Source organism: Novosphingobium lindaniclasticum LE124 (assembly GCF_000445125.1).
Classification (GTDB): domain Bacteria; phylum Pseudomonadota; class Alphaproteobacteria; order Sphingomonadales; family Sphingomonadaceae; genus Novosphingobium; species Novosphingobium lindaniclasticum.
This window is the reverse complement of record NZ_ATHL01000082.1, coordinates 36,056-52,758: the sequence shown is the minus strand read 5'-3', so window position 1 is coordinate 52,758 and position 16,703 is coordinate 36,056. Positions and strand designations below refer to the sequence as shown.

Annotated in this window: 13 protein-coding genes; 3 read left to right on the top strand and 10 right to left on the bottom strand. The window is 62.6% G+C overall.

Annotated features, from left to right (window positions below; genetic code table 11):
* Nucleotides 1-79: 79 nt before the first annotated feature.
* Nucleotides 80-901 carry an FAS1-like dehydratase domain-containing protein gene (locus tag L284_RS37270; RefSeq protein ID WP_021234454.1) on the top strand — a complete coding sequence of 274 codons (822 nt, stop codon included), beginning with the start codon at nt 80-82 and terminating at the stop codon, nt 899-901.
* Nucleotides 902-905: 4 nt separating this feature from the next.
* The gene (locus L284_RS37265) at nt 906-1,523 is read left to right on the top strand and encodes an isochorismatase family protein (RefSeq protein WP_021234453.1); all 618 of its coding nucleotides are present in this window, start codon (nt 906-908) and stop codon (nt 1,521-1,523) included.
* A gap of 108 nt (nt 1,524-1,631) precedes the next feature.
* On the opposite strand, the gene L284_RS37260 is transcribed toward L284_RS37265, so the two are convergent.
* From L284_RS37260 to L284_RS37230, 7 genes are all read right to left on the bottom strand, one after another.
* A complete protein-coding gene (locus L284_RS37260) occupies nt 1,632-3,104 on the bottom strand; it encodes an aldehyde dehydrogenase (RefSeq protein ID WP_021234452.1) in 1,473 nt (490 codons plus the stop codon).
* Complete coding sequence (locus L284_RS37255) at nt 3,101-4,696, bottom strand: GMC family oxidoreductase (protein ID WP_021234451.1); 1,596 nt, start codon at nt 4,694-4,696, stop codon at nt 3,101-3,103. Before L284_RS37255 ends, L284_RS37260 begins: the two co-directional genes overlap by 4 nt.
* A gap of 7 nt (nt 4,697-4,703) precedes the next feature.
* On the bottom strand, nt 4,704-5,543 hold the full coding sequence (locus L284_RS37250) for an SDR family NAD(P)-dependent oxidoreductase (RefSeq protein ID WP_021234450.1): 840 nt from the start codon (nt 5,541-5,543) through the stop codon (nt 4,704-4,706).
* Nucleotides 5,544-5,590: 47 nt separating this feature from the next.
* Nucleotides 5,591-6,910, bottom strand: coding sequence for a spinster family MFS transporter (locus L284_RS37245; RefSeq protein ID WP_160172131.1), 1,320 nt, complete (start codon nt 6,908-6,910; stop codon nt 5,591-5,593).
* Nucleotides 6,911-6,948: 38 nt separating this feature from the next.
* Nucleotides 6,949-8,433 (bottom strand): FAD-dependent oxidoreductase, encoded by a 1,485-nt coding sequence (locus tag L284_RS37240; RefSeq protein WP_160172130.1) that lies wholly within the window; start codon nt 8,431-8,433, stop codon nt 6,949-6,951.
* A gap of 51 nt (nt 8,434-8,484) precedes the next feature.
* A complete protein-coding gene (locus tag L284_RS37235; RefSeq protein ID WP_021234447.1) occupies nt 8,485-10,728 on the bottom strand; it encodes a TonB-dependent receptor in 2,244 nt (747 codons plus the stop codon).
* A 415-nt stretch (nt 10,729-11,143) separates the two neighbouring features.
* On the bottom strand, nt 11,144-11,944 hold the full coding sequence (locus L284_RS37230; RefSeq protein WP_081674019.1) for an SDR family NAD(P)-dependent oxidoreductase: 801 nt from the start codon (nt 11,942-11,944) through the stop codon (nt 11,144-11,146).
* Between the two features lie 151 nt (nt 11,945-12,095).
* Between L284_RS37230 and L284_RS37225 the strand changes: the two genes are divergently transcribed.
* The gene (locus L284_RS37225; protein ID WP_021234445.1) at nt 12,096-13,733 is read left to right on the top strand and encodes an MFS transporter; all 1,638 of its coding nucleotides are present in this window, start codon (nt 12,096-12,098) and stop codon (nt 13,731-13,733) included.
* 22 nt (nt 13,734-13,755) lie between these two features.
* Here L284_RS37225 and L284_RS37220 read toward each other — a convergent pair whose 3' ends face one another.
* Genes L284_RS37220 through L284_RS37210 form a run of 3 tightly spaced genes read right to left on the bottom strand, consistent with a single transcriptional unit; the run spans nt 13,756 to nt 16,639 of the window.
* Entirely contained in the window at nt 13,756-14,583 is an 828-nt protein-coding gene (locus L284_RS37220; protein WP_021234444.1) for an SDR family NAD(P)-dependent oxidoreductase, read from the bottom strand.
* A complete protein-coding gene (locus tag L284_RS37215) occupies nt 14,580-15,107 on the bottom strand; it encodes a nuclear transport factor 2 family protein (RefSeq protein ID WP_160172129.1) in 528 nt (175 codons plus the stop codon). Before L284_RS37215 ends, L284_RS37220 begins: the two co-directional genes overlap by 4 nt.
* Complete coding sequence (locus tag L284_RS37210) at nt 15,104-16,639, bottom strand: aldehyde dehydrogenase family protein (RefSeq protein ID WP_021234442.1); 1,536 nt, start codon at nt 16,637-16,639, stop codon at nt 15,104-15,106. The genes L284_RS37215 and L284_RS37210 overlap by 4 nt, the downstream gene beginning before the upstream one ends.
* Nucleotides 16,640-16,703: the final 64 nt, after the last annotated feature.

Here is a 16,703-nt window from a genome sequence, read left to right as displayed (position 1 = left end):
CGATCCCCGCGCTGCCGAAGTGCAGCGTGGAGGAACGATGCTGTTATGCTCCACGACTGACAAGCAACGAGAGGTATCCATGGGCGACATTTCGGCTTGGATCGGCAGCAAGATGACACGGTCCGACCGGCTGGATGTGGCACGGGTCAACGCCCTGCTCGTGGCCTTGGGCGACGACCCGATCGCTAATGGTTCCATCTTGCCACCCCTTTATCACTGGCTGCACTTCTGGGACGTCTCTGCGCCCGACCACACCGGTCACGACGGCCACCCGCAGAAAGGTGGATTTCTTCCGCCGATCGAGCTTCCTCGTCGGATGTGGGCCGGAGGCTCCCTCCGGTTCATCCGGCCGTTACGTCTTGGTCAGGCAATTTCGCGGTCGTCGCAGATTACCGACATCTCGCACAAGGAAGGCAAGAGCGGCAAACTCGCCTTCGTGAAGGTCCATCACGAAATCTCGGACGATCACGGGGTCGCCATCGAAGAACAGCAAGACATCGTCTATCGCGAGGCGGCTCGCCAGACGTCGCCCTTGCCGATCGGTGGCGATCTGCCCTCCGCTCCCTGGCAGAACGATATCGTTCCCGATCCGGTACTGCTGTTCCGGTTTTCCGCTCTCACCATGAACAGCCATCGGATCCATTACGACCGGCCTTACGCATTGGCGGAGGAGACCTATCCGGCCCTGGTCGTTCAAGGCCCATTGCAGGCCATTCTCCTTATGCGCCTTGCCGCTCGTAACCTCAGCACGCCGGTCACTGCCTTCGAATTTCGCGGTTTGTCCCCGGCGTTCGACACAATCATGCTGCATACTTGCGGCGAAGCGCATGGTGCCGGTGCAAAGTTGTGGAACCGCCAAGGCAACACGATGACCATGTCTGCCTCAGCATCAACGGAATAGAACTATGAACGCCACTGATCTGGACGCGAACAGCACCGCCCTGCTGCTGATTGATCTTCAGAATTTCACGCTGGATTTCGCCACGCATCCCCGGACACCGGCGGAATGCGTGACCGGCGCTGCCCGCCTCGCCCGCGCCTGCCGAACGGCAGGCATGCCCGTCATCCTGGTCCGCGTCGGCCACCCGGGCAGCATGGTGCCTCCCCTCGCCCCCCTTCTCGAACATCCGGCGCAGGCCTATGCGATCGCGCCGGATGGCCATACTTTATGCGCCGCACTCGAGGTCCAGCCGCAAGACATCATCGTCGACAAATACAATTGGGGCGCGTTCCATGGCACCAGCCTCGACACCCACCTGCGTCGCCGCGGCGTAACAACGCTGATCGTCGGCGGCCTCGTGCTTGGGATCGGTGTTGACACCACCATGCGCGAGGCCATGGCACTGGGATATGACCAAATCCTGGCGGAGGACACTACGACCTCATTTTCAGCCGAAGAACACGATATGATATTGCGCTCGATCATGCCTCGGCTTGCGCGTATCCGGACGGTCGAAGCGATCATCGACGCGATCTTTTCCGGCCGCGAGGACGCGGATCAGACCCCTGCGAAATTATCATAAGCGCCGAAGCGCGAAGCCAACCAAGCCAAGCCGTCTTGCGTTGGTAACGATCAAGCGAAAGCCGTGAGGCGGCAGGCCCTCCTGCCTAATACCCCACGACCGGGTCGTTCATGTTGCCGGTAGATAGATGGTCTGCACTTCCTGAAACGATCGCAGCCCTTCGATCCCACCTTCACGCGAAACGCCCGACTTCTTGAGCCCGCCATAGGGCAGCGTCCTGTCGATATACAAACCAGCGCGCGAGACATTGCCCACTCGCAACCGGCCTGCGAGCCGGCAGACGGCATCCTCGTCATCGCTGTAGACACTAGCATAAAGCCCATAATCGGAGTCATTGGCGATTGCGATGGCTTCTTCCTCGCCATCATACTCGATGAGACTTACCACTGGCCCGAAGATTTCCTCCCGGGCAATACGCATGGAATTGGAGACGCGGGCAAAGATGGTCGGTTCATGATACCATCCACGCTCGAAACCCTCGGGACGTCGCCCACCGTATGCGAGCGTCGCGCCTTCGGCGATGCCTGAGCTCACATAGTCCTCCACTCTGTCCCGCTGCCTTTCCAGCGCCAGAGGCGCCAGCGAAGTGGCAGCGTCGTAAGGGTCACCCACCTTCAGTTTCGCGAACTCTGCGACGAGCGCTTCGGTGTATGATGCCGCGTGCTGCCTTGGCAGGAGGACGCGGGTCAGGGCCGAGCAAGCCTGCCCCGTCAAGCGCATGGATGCAGGGGCCAAGCGGCGAGCGACGGTCTCGGCATCCATGTCCCGCATAACAATCGCCGCGGACTTGCCTCCCAGTTCCAGCGCCTGCCGTGCGACCCGGGATCCGCACACCGCCCCTATATGCTGCCCTACACCGGTGCTCCCGGTGAAGGTGACCTTGTCGATCCGCTCGTCCCGGAGCAGGGCCTCGCCAGCATCGTTGTCTCCAGGAAGGATACTGACGACACCCTCGGGGAAACCGGCGTCGTCCATGCATTCCGCCAATAGCAACGCATCGAGCGGGGTTGAGGGCGCTGTCTTGAGAATAATCGTGCAACCCGCCGCCAGTGCCGGAGCCAGCTTGAGGATCGACAGGCTTAGCGGGGCATTCCACGGCACGATCGCTACGACAACCCCAACTGGAATCTGAGCGACATACGCCTTTCCGCCGCCCCAGGCGCGCTCCTCCCTATCGGGAACGGACTCGGCAAGGTCGGCATAGTAGTCGCAAAGATTTGCGGCGGCCCGTGCGCCTGCAAGGGATTCGCTCAGTAGCGCGCCCATCTCAAGTGTCACGGCGTGGCCAATCTCATCGGCGCGAGAGCGGATCGCAACGGCCAGCCGGCGTAGCGGCGCGGCACGTTCGGCCATGGCCAGCCTTGGCCAGGGTCCATGATGAAACGCTCTGTGCGCTGCACCCACCGCGCGATCAACGTCCCCCCGACCGGCCGCCGCGACCCGAGCGACCACATCGCCGCTAGCCGGATGCACGATGTCCAGTGCCGCCTGCCCCACCGGCCGCTGCCATGTGCCGCCGATGTAGAGACAGCCCGGGTGCCGCTGCTCGAAAGCGCGCATCGGCGTGAGGGTCGGGATCATCGGTTGTCCTCCAGGATCATGTCGGCGGCCTTCTCGGCAATCATCACCACCGGCGCGCAAGTATTGCCCGAAACCATCGCCGGCATGATCGATGCATCGACCACCCGCAGCCCGGCAAGGCCGTGGACCCGCAGGCGCGGATCCACCACTGCATCAGGCCCGGTGCCCATACGGCAGCTACCCGCCAGGTGATGGCCGGTGCCGGTACGTTCGCGGATATAAGCCATCAGTTCTTCGTCCTCAGCATCAGGCCCCGGCTCGCTCTCGCTCACGAAAGGTGCCATGGGCACAGCTTGCAGGAGGGCACGAAGCTGCTTCACGCCGGCAAGGGTCACGCGCCGGTCGATTTCAGAGCAAAGATGATTGAGGCGGATCTTCGGTGCCGACGAGGCGTTCGCATCTGCCAGCGCGACTTCGCCGCGGCTTTCCGGCCGCAACTGATAGCCCGAAGTCATGAAGCCTGAAAACGGTTCGAGCCGCGTGCCACTGGCGTCGGTGCGGAACAGCAGCAGATAGCCCTGAAAGTCTGGTCGAGTGAGCCTGGGATCGGTGCGGTAGAACGCCGCGCCGAAGCCAGCGCTCACAGTGAGCGGTCCGGTGCCCTTCAGCAGATATTCCAGCCCGGCACCCGCCTGGCCCCACAAGCTGCGCAGCCGATCATTGATGGTGATCGGACGCGCCGCACGATAGTTCAGTCGGACATTGGCATGGTCCGCTAGGTTGCGACCGACACCGGCTACGTCTGCAATCACATCTTTACCGAACCGTCCCAATTGCGCGCCCGGTCCGACACCGGACAGCAGCAGGAGATGCGGCGTTGCGATGGCGCCGGCGCACAGGATCACTTCGCGCCGCGCAATCATGCGCTGCGTGCGTCCACCACGCTCATACTCGACGCCGACCGCACGCCGACCTTCGAACAGGATGCGCGATGTGGTCGCGTGCGTGAGCACACGAAGGTTTGCCCGCTTGCGAACAGGGCGCAGGTATCCAGTCGCGGTGCTGGAGCGCCGCAAGCGCCGCGTGGTCATGTGATAGTAACCGACACCCTCCTGTGAAGCGCCGTTGAAATCGTCGACGCGCTGGAGCCCTGCTTCCTGTCCTGCCGCGATGAACGCCTCTGCGAGAGGATGATGAGCGGCGGGTGGGGAAACGCACACAGGACCGCCGGTGCCGTGGAAAGCATCGGCGCCGGCATGGAAATCCTCGGCCTTGCGAAAATAGGGCAGCACTTCAGCGAAGCTCCAGCCGGTGTTTCCGGCTGCCGCCCAGTCGTCGTAATCCTGCGCCTGTCCGCGCACATAGAGCAGCCCGTTGGTCGAACTGCAGCCGCCCAGCACCCGGGCTCGCGGGATGCCCAGGCAGCGGCCCGCCAGGGCGGCCTCCGGTTCGCTTTCATAGCGAACGCTGTAGCGCGGATGCGCGGCAAGCTTTCCATAGCCCAGCGGAATGTGGATCCACGGGCTGTTGTCTTCTCCGCCCGCCTCGATCATGCATGCCGTAGTCGTGCCGTCGGCCGTCAACCGGTTGGCGAGGACGCAGCCCGCGGTACCCCCTCCCACGATCACGAAATCAGCGCTTTCGGTGTTCATGGGAGCGTCAGAGCCGAAGGCTGCCGCCGTCGACGATGAACGACTGCCCGGTGGTAAATGCGGCATCCTCGCTCACCAGGAACGCGACCGTTGCGGCGATGTCTTCGGGCGTGCCGTCACGCCCGACCGGAACACTTGGCTTTGACCTGGCGATCGTTTCCTCGTCGAGGGGGACACCGCCCATCTTCTTGCTCATCCCGCTCAGGGTCCGGCTGGTAAATATGAAACCGGGCAGCACCGCATTGGCAGTGATGCCATCGCCGCCCAGATCGAGCGCGAAGGTCTGCGCCAGCGCAATCACGCCTGCCTTCGAGGCGGCATAGGCGGAATTGGCCTTCGATCCCACGCGCCCCGCCACCGAGGCGACGTTGACGATCCGCCCCCACTTGCCTGCCCGCATGAAAGGGATCGCCGCCTGCGACATCAGGAACGTGCCGGTGACGTTGATCTGCATCACGCGATCGAATTCTGCCGGATCGATGTCGGCAACGTCGCCGTGAGCCATGCTGAAAGGCGCACCGGCATTGTTGACGAGGATATCGACCTGCCCGAAACGCGTGGCGACCGCTGCGATGAGGCCGTCGACGTCGCCCTTGCTGCTGATGTCGCCGGTCAGTGCCAGCGCATCGCCCCCCGCTTGGGCGATCTCCGCAGCGAGATCGTCGACACCCTTCCACTGCGCCGTTTCCGGTCGGTCCTGCTCGAAGCGGTCGCGCACCCCGGTTGCCGCGATGTCGGTGACGACGACCGCGATACCCTGGCTGGCCAGGCGCCGGGCAATGGCCGCACCGATGCCATCGCGCTTGCCGCATCCCGTGACGATCGCCACCCTCTGCGTCGAACTCATAATCTCATACTCCAGAAAAAGGGACATGCGTTGGCGCGCGATGCCGATCAGCGCAGCGCGCTGCGGTGCGAATGGCGTACCCGCAACCCGGCGGCGAAGTAGAACAGTGCGGCCAGCAGAAACATGGTGCAGACGGTCACTTCGGCCCAGCGCAGCGGATTGGCGATACCGGCGCGATCATAAAAATCGCTCGCAGCGCCAGTGATCACCGGGCCGGCTCCGTAGCCCATCAATGTGAGGGCAACGGTGTGGATGCCGGTGATCGTCCCTCGGACCCAGGCCGGGGTGAGGCTGAGAAGCATGGAGAAGTGAGTGCCGTAGTAAAGCGCCAGCATGAAGTTGGAGAACGCCAGCAACGCCATCGCGACATGCCAGTCAGGCATCAGGAACGCCGCGATCGAGGTGGGAGCCGTGACCAGCATGACCACACCGATCATGAACAGCCCTGCCCCACCCCCGCGCCGCGCCATGCGGTCTGCCAGGAAGCCGCCTGCCAGTACGCCCAACACGCCCGGGACCAACTGGGCCATGCCGCCGGCAATCCCGGCCTCGGCGATGGTAATGCCATGTACGCGCATCAGGAACGGGGTGATGAAGGCATGGCTGCCAGCTTGGCCGACGACCAGGCTCATGCCAGCCAGCATCACCAAAGGAATGGCGGGAATGTCACGCAGCACTCGCAGCGCCGCCATGAGGGATGGCTTGTCCGCCGTAACCGCCGCCGAAACCGGTCCGACGCTTTCGAAGTTTCCGCGGCCGGGATCCTTGACGAACAGCAACAAGAGAACTGCGAGAATCAGGCCTGGTATGCCCGCCACCATGAACACCGTGCGCCAGCCGAATTCTGCGGCGAGGTAACCGCCCAGACCCAGCCCGATGGCAGTCCCGATTGGCGTCGACATGTAGAAGAACGACAAGGCGACACCGCGTCGTTCCGGTGGGAACAGGTCGCTGATGATCGACATCGAGGTCGGCGATGCGCCCGCCTCGCTGCCACCCACGCCGATGCGTGCGAGCGCCAACATGAAATAGGATTGTGCTGCACTGCTCGCGAACGTCAACGCGCTCCAGATCACCAGCAAAGCCGCCAGCAGGCGGGGCCGATTGACACGGTCGGCAAGCATGCCGAGAGGAATGCCGCACACCGCGAACGACATCGAAAAGAACAGGCCAGTCAGAACCCCCAATTGCGTGTCGCTCAGCCCGAAATCGCGCTTGAGTGGCTCCGCGATCGTCGAAATGATCATCCGGTCGATGCTGCTGCACAAGTAGATAAGTGTGAGCAGTGCGAGCGCGAGATAACTGGCCTTGCCCAGCCCCGCCCGGGCAGGCGTCACCGGCGGCGCGGTGATATCAGCATCCAGCATCTGGCCGCCTTTTCGATGGTCCCGATGCATACCGCACCTCACGAATTGCCGTTGATGGCGGTTTCGGCCGCAATGGCCCCAAAAGCGAAGGCTTCACCAAGATTGGCTCCAGGCGACGGATAGAGCATGCCGATGACACCGCCCAGTTCCCCGGCTCCGAACAGGCCCTCGATGGGCTCGTGGAAAGCGTTCAGAATGCGCCCGGATACGTCGCGGCGCGGGCCGCCGTTGGTGGTCGCGCCGCCCGGATATACCGGCACGCAGTAGAACGGCCCCTGATCAATGGGGACCAACGAATCGGCGGGGCGGCCCAGTTCGTCTTCACCGCTGGCGCAGACCTCGTTGTACTTCTCGATAGTCCGGGCCGCCGCTTCCGGATCAAGGCACCCGGCCGCCCGGGCTGCTTCCTCGACGGTGGCCGCCTCCTTGATCCACCCCATGTCTATCTCGGCCCGGTTGTCCTTGCTCCAGGCGTAGTGTCCATAAGAGCCTCCTGAGAGCGGCCTGGCATTGAGACGACGGGAATCGAAGATCCAGTAAGCCGGGATGCGCGGATGCTCAAGAAGGTCGGCATCGTAGTGCAGAAGTTCGTAGTAGAAGTTCGGCTTCGATACCGCCTGCAGGTATTCATTCGCGAACCGCTGCCCATACTTGTCAACGATCGCGTAGCCGGGCGGGTTGACCGAGATGTTGAAAGTGATCTCGCGCCCATCAGGGTGCTTGAAATGTCCGACTGCGCGGCCGATCATCTGGTTCATGTGCCACAGGTCGGCGCCCACGGCCTGGGCCATCCGGATGCCATCTCCGGTGTTGGCTGACGCACCATAGAAATAGATCGGATAGGCCTTGAGATGGTTGCGGATCATCTCCTGGTCCTGTTCGAATCCGCCGCAGGCAAGCACCACGCCCTTACGGGCACCGAAGGTCACTGAGCGACCATCCGCCTCGCAGGTTATACCCACCACTTTTCCGTCATTTTGCACCAGACGCGATGCGGCATGCTCGAAGAACACGTCGATCAATGGATGCGCGGCGACCGCTTCCAACAGCTGGTCATGAAGGGTTTGGCCATTCCCGAATGGAACCGGCCCCTTGAAAGCAAGTTCTCCCGGCGCTGGCATATCGATCTTCACGCTGGCCGGATCGATGCCTTTGTCGAGGGGGGCAAAGACCTCGATGGATTCGAACCCCGGCAGCTTGGGATACCATCCTCCCGCCATGTGCACCGTTTCAATGCCGATGTCGCGCAACCAGTCGCTTACCGTTATCGCCCGCTCCGCCCATGCCCGACTGACTTCAGGCGGAATCATGTCTCCGGAACAGGCGTCGAGGTAACGGGCGGCAGCATCCACATCGTTCGCACCCATGATCAGGCCGCCTGACATCCGGGTACTGGAATAATGCGCATCGGCAGGCTGCTTGTCCAACAGTGCTACGTTGGCGCCAAGCCTTGCCGCGGTGATGGCGGCAGCGGCACCGGCAGCGCCATAACCAACAACGACCAGATCGAAGTCTTTATCCATGCCCATCTGTCTCGACATCCCGTGCTTGGCCTGCGTGGCTCGTAGTATCTCTCAAGGCCAGCGGAAGCGGATGCTGGCGCCGATGAACCTGGGTTCAGCCTGTACGCCGTAGGCTCCGCTGACCGCAGTCGGCGACGTGGATACGCCGATGGTGTTGATGCCCACGTCGGTGAAATACTTCCTGTTCGACAGGTTGGTGCCATAGATCGCAAACTCCAGCCGATCGTTCGGGGTCGTCCACGATATGCGCGCGTCGAAGAGGTCCAGCTTGCCGGTCTCAGCACCCGGAAAACCGATCACGCTCAGCGTGCTGTTGCTCTGATGGTTCCAGCCACCGCCCACGCGCATTTCGCCGCCTGCGACGTCGCGGGTGTAGAGGAAGCCAAGGCGGCTGTTGAACTTCGGCGTGCTCAGAAACTTCTGGTCACTGAGGTCGAGCGGGTTTCCGTCGATGCCAGTCGTATCGAAGCGCTTGTACTTGGCGTCAGTGTATCCGAAGAACCCGCTGATCTGGAAGCCTTCGGCCGGACGCAGCGTGAAGTCGCCCTCAAGGCCCTGCACTCGCGCCGAGCCGGCGTTGATGATAAGGTTCGATACGCCGACGCCGCCAGGCAGAAGATTGCTGAGGTAGCGCTGCAGGTTCTGATAGTCGCTATAATACGCCGCAAGCGAGAAATCGAATGCGCCGCCGAACAGGCCGGAGCCCTTCAGCCCCACCTCGTAGTCGCGAACCCGTTCTGGCTTGTAGGGCGGAACCACGGTGGAGACGACCGGAATGTTGTATCCGCCAGACTTCTGGCCGAGCCCGGTGCGCGCATAGACCGAAAGGTCGTTGTCGATCTTGTAGCGCGCGGTGAATTCGTACGACCAGTAGCTGTAGTTCTTGCGCAGGGTCACATCCGGGCAAGCGCCCGAAGCGATCACGCTGGTGCCGACCGTTACGAAGCCACCAGCGGGCCTTAGTACGCCGTCCTGCGGACTGGTGAAAAGACAGCCGACGTTCTGGACCCGGCCCGCCTGGAACAGCGGATACGTGGATCCGTTAGGGTTGTCGTGCTCGAGATAGCGGTTCGGAGAAACCTCCCGCTGATCCTTGGTGTAGCGCACGCCGGCCGCCAGTTCGAGCTTGTCGGTCGCCTTCCATTCAAGATGCCCGTAGCCGGCATCGGAGATGTTGTGCGCATTCTCTCGGATGACGATGCTGTTGCGGAAGGGGGTTGTGGGCGCGGCGGCGTTGATGCCGTAGGAATAAGTGTTCGCGACCAACTGGCCCTTGTCGCTGTAGTGATAATACCCCAGGACATAACTAAGCGTGTCGCCGAACAGCGAACCCGAAAGCTGCGGCTCGATCGTGAACTGCTTCGAGGTGCCGCCATTCTCGCTTTCGAGCTGCGTGGCAGGTGACCCTTCGAGGTCGATGCCGCCCGAAGCCACGAATTCGCGATAGCCCGCAATGACCTTGAACGTCATGTCGTCGCTGATCTCGGCCTCGGCTACGGCTCGCACGAAGTCGATCTTCGCCCTGTCATTGGGCATCTCGTAACTGGTCGCACCGTCCCAGAAGCGCTTGGGCAGAAGCTCGTCGGCGCTATACTGCGCACCGGAAGGGTTCTGCGCGGTACGCGTGCCTGAAAGCAGTGCGTTGTACGTCAGACTGCCCGGAATCAGGCGCCGGCCTGCCGGGTTCTGGTCTATGTCGGTATGCTCATATGTGGCGCGGACCGAGATGCCGGGAGCCGGTTCGAACAGCACGCCCGCACGCACGATCCATTCGTTGCGTCCGCCGAAACCCTGTCCGGTGATGACGCTGTGGCCTTGTGCATCCTGTGTGATCCGCTGCGCGCCCAGACGCACGGCAAGCGTTTCACCCACCGGGATGTTGGCGATCGCGTGGAGCTGCAAATAATCGCGCGATCCGTAGGTTATGCCGCCATCGGCGGAATACTCGCCCAGTTCCGGACGGTTCGTGTAGACGCTGATGGCACCGCCGGTGTTGTTGCGGCCACGCAGAGTTCCTTGCACACCGCGCGCGACTTCCACCGATGCGATGTCGAACATCCCCGCGGTGGCGCCCTTCGGCTGGCCCAGGATAACATCGTCGAAATAGAAACCGATTGGGGAATCGTTGGCAATATTGGCCTGCGCGATGGTCTGCCCGCGGATAGTGGCCGCAACTGTGCCACCACCGCCGTTGGTCTGTCGCAGGATCACATTCGGCGCAACCTTGGTCAGATCGGTAAAGCTCACGACCGACTGGTCACGAATATTCTGGGCGCTCAGCGCGGTGATCGCCAAAGGTGCATCCAGTGCCGTTTCGGATCGACGCCGTGCGAAGACGACAATCGCGCCGCCGTCGGTATGAGGGGTTTCAGCAGCCGGCCCGCCCTGCTCAGGAGGTGGCGCTTGGACCGGTGGTGTCGTTGCGGCATCCTGAGCCGTCGCAACTGTCGCTCCAGCTGCAATTCCCAGCGAAATAACGGAAACCCGGATTCCAAGCCGAACCTTAGCCCGTGCGCGCCTTGATACCATGTTCTTGCCTCTCCCAGCCTTATTTGCCCTTTCGGCATGCCGTTGATTTTGCTTTTCTAACGTGGACTTGGTATCGTCGGACATTGCGGCTGGGAAGCCATTGTGTCGGCACTTCAACATTCATCGCTTATTCGAACACGCTTGGTTCTTGGATGATATCCACAATCTGTCGACAGTCTTGCTAGTATTGTAGGCTGAAGTAACCCCCGCCGTTGACGTGATGGAGGTCGCCACTGATCCCCGAGGCACGGTCACTGCATAGAAATGCAAAAGCCTGCGCCACCTCCTCTGCAGACAGGTAGCGATTAGCAACGGTCTGGTCGGCCAAGTGATTCACTGCCTCAGCCGGAATGTGTTTCAGGCGTTGCAGCTTGGGGCTTTCGGGCCGCTTGAAACCGGCTTGGGCGGTGCGCACGATCCCCGGGGAAACGGCGTTTACGCGCACCCCGTGTTCTGCTGCTTCGAGCGCCAGCGTGCGGGTCATGCTGACGATACCACCCTTGCCGGCCGCTTGCAGCGCGAAGCCATACATCGGGAAGAACGCAGCGTCGGCAGACATGTTTACGATCGCGCCAGATTTTTGCTGATACATGATGCGCAACGCCTCCTGGCAGCAGAAGAAAGTGCTGCGCAGATTGGCATTGAGCACTTTGTCCCAGAGTTCTTCGCTGACTTGCAGCGTCTCTCCACGCCAGGAATACCCACCGATGTGAACCGAAGCGTCGAGGCACCCGAATAGCTCCTGCACTGCGGCGAACGCGGCCCGAATTTCGTCGACCCTGCCCAGATCCGCAGTCAGGCGCAGCACTTCGACGCCCAACTCGGTCAGGACTGCCTCCGTCTCGCGGTTCGGTTCATCTGCGATGTCCACGCAAGCAATACGCGACGCCCCCTCGCGTGCGAATGCCAATGCCGTTTCCCGGCCGATCCCGCTTGCCGTTCCCGTTACCAAGACAGTTTTTCCTGCGACAAGGCCATTCATGCATTTTCTCCTTTGACGTCAAGGTGGCCGCATTCGGACGATCGAGATAGACCACGGATCACCCTCGACGATTTTTCGCATATTCGAACTCTATCAGAGCAGGGTGATTTCAGCGCATTGCGCCTCTAGCTTCCGTTGCGAGGAGGCGCCGATGCAGCGACAATTAGACGGCAAGGGATGGCGGCGCGCGGTGGAGCCACTGCGCATAAAGGTGTTCCGACGCTTCTGGCTTGCCGGCATTGTCGCCAATCTTGGCAGCATGATGCAGTCCGTGTCTGCGGCGTGGCTCATGACGTCGCTCACGCCGGGGGCGCAGACGGTGGCTCTCGTCCAAACCGCGACCAGCATTCCCATGATGCTGTTTGCTCTGGTCGCGGGAACATTGGCGGATATCGTCGACCGACGTACGATCATGATCCTGGGACAGGCTACCATGGCGATCGTCACCCTTTCGCTTGCCGCCCTGACCCTGGCCGGCTGGATTACCCCGGCAGGGCTGCTGATCACCACGTTCTTGATCGCCTGCGGGAATGCCCTTTATGCCCCCGCCTGGCAGGCATCGGTTGTGGAGCAGGTCAGCCGCCCCCAGCTCGAAGCGGCGACCTCTCTCAACAGCATCGGCTTCAACGTCGCCCGCAGCATAGGCCCCGCTATCGGGGGAGCGCTTGTTGCAGCGACGGGCAGCGGCGTGGTGTTTGTGCTCAATGGCTTGGCCAACCTGAGCCTTATCGGCGTGATCTCGACCTGGCGCAGGCCGAAGCCGGTCGTACAACTGCCCCCGGAAACGATCGCGGAAGGCGCCATCGCGGGCATCCGTTACGCCTGGCTGTCTCCCCATTGCTTCGCCCTGATGGTCCGCGCTGCCGCTTTCGGCTTCTGCGGAAGCTGCGTGTGGGCGCTCACGCCCGTGCTCGCCCGCAGCGTTTTCGGTGGCGGCCCCGTGACGCTGGGGCTGCTGCTGGGCGGCTTCGGCGCCGGCGCGATTATCGGTGCGATCATACGGGCGCACCTGCCGATCACGCGGGCAAACCTCCTGCGCTATTCGACGATGCTGACCGCCGTGGCTACGGTGGCGCTGCCACTGCTCCCCCTGTTGATTCCGGCAATCGTCCTCATGGCCCTGATCGGCGGAGCATGGGTGGCAACGCTGACCGGTCTAAGCGTGTCAGTGCAGATGATCGTGCCGCGCTGGGTCGTTGGCCGCATCATCGCCCTGAACCAGATGGCCGTCTTCGCGGGGCTGGGATCGGGCAGCTTGATGTGGGGGACGGTGGCCCAGTTCACCGACATCCGCAGCACTTTCATCGCAGCCGCCCTGACGATGGCGGCATCGCTGCTGCTCGACCGATGGTTTCCGGTCGCCAGCGATCTCGAACCGGATATCCGGTCTGTCCGCGACATGCCTCAGGACCCCATCTCTCCCCCGCTCGACGATGGCACAGGGTTGATCGTGATCTCGCTGACTTACGAGGTTCCTTCCGCGAACGCCCAAGCATTCGTTGCCGCCATGCAGGACCTCGGCAGGATCCGAAGCCGCGACGGCGCCCGTCGCTGGTCGATCCAGCAGGACCTTGATGACCCGAGGCTGTGGGAAGAGCGTTTTTCGAGCCCGAACTGGCTTGAGCATTTACGCCGCCAGGTGCGTCCCGTCCACGAGGACCAGTCGGTGCGGGAACGGGTGGCGGCCCTTCACATAGGGCGGCCGGTGATCCGGCGCATGATCGAACGCGGCCGCGTCAGCCTCACCAGACCGTGGGATGCACCTTCAGGCAGCGTTCCGCCGATCTGACGGTCCGCGGAATGCTCTCCGGTCAGCGAGGCGCTTTCCAATAGCTGTGATGGGCTTTCCAGTCCGGGTTGGGACGGATGAGCGGAGCGCCGCCATCGACCGAAATAGTCTGCCCGGTGATCCAGCGTGCTCCTGGCCCAGCAAGGAACGCAACCAGTTCCGCGATGTCCCAGGCATTCCCGCCATAAGGCAACACGACGCGCTTCGCGCGCTCTGCCTGAAGCGCCTGCGCCGCATCATCCGTGGGGCAGTTGCGGTCGACCATCGCAGTCCAGACCTCGCCCGGACGCACGGTGTTGCAGCGGATGCCGTCTGGCCCGAACTGCAACGCGATATGTGCGGTCAAAGCTTCCATAGCCGCCTTGGTCGCGCTGTAGGCCAAGCTGGCGGTTGGATGGAGGACCGCGGTGGTCGATAAATTAACCACCGAACCCTCAGCGCTCATATGCGGCAGGGTTGCCTTGGCCATGAACATGGCGGTCTTGAGGTTGACGCTGACTGCGACGTCGAAATCCGCCTCGACCAGATCGGTGACGACCGAGCCCTTGCCGATGCCGACGTTGTTTACGAGGATATCGATCCGGCCGAAGCGGTCGAGCGCGGTCTTGGCCACTATCTCGCATTCGGTCTCACTCGTCAGGTCGGCGCATACGGCCACGGCATTACCACCGGCATCGGAGATGATATCCGCTGTATGCTGCGACGCCTGCTCGTCAATGTCCGCGATCACGACGCTGGCACCCCTGCGGGCAAGCAACTGAGCGATCGCCTCGCCGATGCTGGGGACGCGACCATTGCCGGAACCAGCCCCGGTGACGATCGCCGTCCGCCCTTCAAACTCTGCCGTCATGCGCGGGCCTTCAAGTGCGCATAGCGCAGATCGTCAGGCGCCGGCCGGGCGAGGTTGCTGCCTTGCGGGGGAGTGCGGTCGACCGGATCGATGCGCGCCCATTCGTCGATGAGCGTGCGCGCTGAGAGTTGCCAGCCTGCGTTGCTGCGCACGAAACGATCAAGATAGCGACCGGCGCGCACGCGTGTAACCTGCTCGTCGTCCAGCATTTGGTCCTGCCACGAAACGATCTGCGATTCTGCGCAGGCGACGTCGCCGTCGAGCTGGATGATAGCATTGGACACGACATGCATGCGCCCGGGGCGGGGCGTCGCCGGGGCACGCAGCCCCGCGGCGAAGGCCGCGCCTGTCATGGGCGTTTCCCCTCCCATGTCGAGTACGGCGTCCGGTGCGATGGCGATCTGCAGCGCCGGCCCATCGTAGCGGTCGATGCCACTGGCGATCACATAGAGCAGTTCGGTGATCGCCGCGCGATCCTCAATGGCTCGCAGGCGTTGCTCGATCGTTAGCATGGAATCGCTCACACCGCTTCCTTGCTGGTTTCCACTTCGCCCCATGCCAGGCTCTGTGCTTTTTCGCCTGATGGCATGCCCAGCACCTTGATCTCCAGATAGGCCTCGAAACCCTGGCGCCCGTACTGACGCCCGATGCCGCTCTGCTTGAAGCCGCCGAAGGGGATGTCCATGTGCATCCAGGTGCCGCCGTTGACGCTGACCGTGCCGGTGCGCAGCTTCGTTGCGAACGCATAGGCCTCCTCGTTCGTGGCTGCAGCCACTTGCGCGGAAAGGCCGTAGATGCTGTCGTTGGCGATCTCCAGCGCGTGGTCTTCGTCATCGTATGGAATGACTGCCAAGACCGGCCCGAAGATTTCCTCTTGCGCGATGGTATCGCCTGGGCGGACATCGGCGAACAAGGTCGGCTCGATGAAGGCGCCATCGGGCAAGTGAGCCGGCACGTGCCCACCGTGAACCAGACGGTTCCCCTCCGCCAGTGCCTTTGCAATGTGGCTCAAAACCCGTTCGCGATGATGCTTGCTGTTGAGCGGTCCCATGAAGTTGTTCGGATCCTGCGGATCGCCATAGCGGACCTGCGCCATGGCATCCCTTGCGGCGGTAACACCTTCTTCGTACCGCGCCCTGGGCAGCAGCAGGCGGCTACGCGCCACGCATCCCTGCCCGGCATTGGCGCAGATCGTGCGCGCAGCCAATGCGGCATGCTCCGCCACATCCGCGCTTTCGAGCACGACATAGGCCGATTTTCCGCCCAGTTCGAGCAGCAGCCGCTTCAGCGATCCCGACGCCGCTTCCGCAACGCGCCGACCGTTGGGAGCCGATCCGGTGAAGGCGACCATATCGACGCGAGGGTCGAGGGTCAGGATTTCGCCGGCGAGATTATCCCTTGACGTGACGATGTTGACGACGCCGGCCGGGATATCCGTTTCCTCGGCGATCAGCTTGCCCAGGATCGTTCCCATCCATGGAGCATCGGGAGACGGCTTCAGGATGATGACACTGCCTGATGCGAGCGCTGGCCCGACCTTGCCAAGGCCCGAACCCCACGGACCATTCCACGGGATGATCCCAGCGACGACGCCAACCGGTTCGTAGCGGATACGCCGCTTGCTGACGACACCCCGGAAATCGACGTCTTCCAACTCCTCGTCGAAAGCGAAATTCTCGGCCTTGTCGGCATAATCCAGAAGCCGCTCGACCGGAACGTCGAACAGCGTATCACGTGTCAGCCATATAGGGGTGCCGACTTCCGCCACTAGCAGCGGACGAATTTCCTCGGCATGGCGTTTGAGAGCCGCGTGCAACTGGCGCAGGCACCGGGCTCGCAGCGCGTTGTCCCGCGACCAGTCGGTTTGGTCAAAGGCCCTGCGCGCAGAAGCGATCGCCAGTTCGAAATCCTCGCGAGTGCCGTCTGCCGTCACGCCCAGAACCTGTCCGGTGGCCGGGTTGACGTTGTCAAAAACCGCTCCGGACGAGGCTGGTACAAGTTGGCCGTCGACAAGCATGCGCCATTCGGCGATCGGCGGGTTCTTGATCTCGGCCATAGCTCTCTCCATTTCTGTTTATGTCGACACTATGCCGCTTCTCGGCATTCCCGCAACTGCCCAA